1 protein-coding gene is annotated in these 1,413 nt (G+C 35.0%); it reads left to right on the forward strand.

Going from position 1 to position 1,413, the window contains the following annotated elements; genetic code table 11:
- Positions 1-55: 55 nt before the first annotated feature.
- Positions 56-1,413, forward strand: a protein-coding gene (locus tag ACFVQC_RS30185; protein ID WP_377900195.1) for an IS3 family transposase whose coding sequence is annotated in 2 segments (ribosomal slippage) — positions 56-512 and positions 512-1,413 — 1,359 coding nt annotated over the 2 segments. Because the reading frame shifts where the segments join, the coding sequence is not laid out codon by codon here. This gene is flagged as partial in the annotation.

Raw genomic sequence — 1,413 nt, forward strand, 5'->3', positions numbered from 1 at the left:
TGAACTGCACCCCGATTGTTAGACACAGTCTAACAATCGGAGGTGTAGTTTTTTTATGACTAAATTTACTTCAGAAGACAAAATGAATGCAGTCATAGATTATCAAGATGGAAATGAAAGTATAAAAGATATTGCGAAATCATTGGGAGCGAATCATGAAGTGGTTCGCATGTGGATAAAACAATTTGAATATCATGGAATCCAAGCATTTGAAAAAGGCTATACAACGTATTCTGCACAGTATAAACTAGACGTACTAAATTATATGATCGAAAATGGGACGTCTCCAAACGAAACGGCAGTTATTTTTAATATTTCTTCACCTGGACTTATTAGACAATGGCGCATTCAACTACATCAAAAAGGAGTAGACTCCCTTAAATCGAAGAAAAAGGGGCGTCAATCTATGACTAAGAACAATCAAAAGTCAATTAACAAACAAACACAAACAGAAGAGTCAGTGGAAGCATTACAAGCTGAATTGGAGCGTTTGCGTATGGAGAATGCTTATCTAAAAAAGTTGAATGCCTTAGTTCAAAACAAGGAAAAATCACCAAACAAGATAAGGCGCAAGTAATCTATGAACTAAGGAAAGTATTTCCGGTGAAGGCACTTTTAAAATTAGCAGAACTCCCACGAAGTACGTATTATTACTGGATACAGAATTCTAATCGTCCAGACAAAGATAAAGAGTTAAAGATCTTAATTCAAAACATTTACGATGAACACCAAGGTCGTTATGGATACCGCCGCATTCGCGATGAGCTAATGAACCAAGGATACAAAATCAACCATAAAAAAGTTCAACGAATTATGAAAGAGTTAGGTCTAAAAAGCTTAGTACGTATTAAAAAATATCGTTCTTATAAAGGGAAAGTAGGTAAGATTGCGCCCAATATTTTAGAGCGTAACTTTAAGGCTGAAAAGCCGAACGAAAAATGGGTTACAGATATAACAGAATTTAAATTATGCGGTGAGAAGCTCTACTTATCACCGATGTTAGACTTATTTAACGGAGAGATAATTGCTTATACAATTGATTCAAGACCAACCTATTCACTTGTCTCAAGGATGTTAGAGAAGTCTTTTCAACAATTGACAGAAGAAGACAACCTCCTTATTCACTCTGATCAAGGCTGGCACTATCAAATGAAAAAGTATCGTCATGCCTTAAAAGAACGCAAGATCACTCAAAGTATGTCTCGTAAAGGGAACTGTTACGATAATGCGGTTATTGAAAGTTTCTTTGGTATTATGAAATCTGAATTTCTTTACCTAGAAGATTTTGAAAGCATAGAACACTTTAAACAAGAATTTGAAAAATATATCGATTATTATAATCACAAACGAATTAAGGCAAAATTAAAAGGCATGAGTCCGGTACAATATCGAACTCATGCCCTAAAGGCTGCC

This window comes from Bacillus sp. NPDC057893, assembly GCF_042796455.1.
In the GTDB taxonomy this organism is placed as follows: Bacteria; Bacillota; Bacilli; order Bacillales; family Bacillaceae_G; genus Bacillus_A.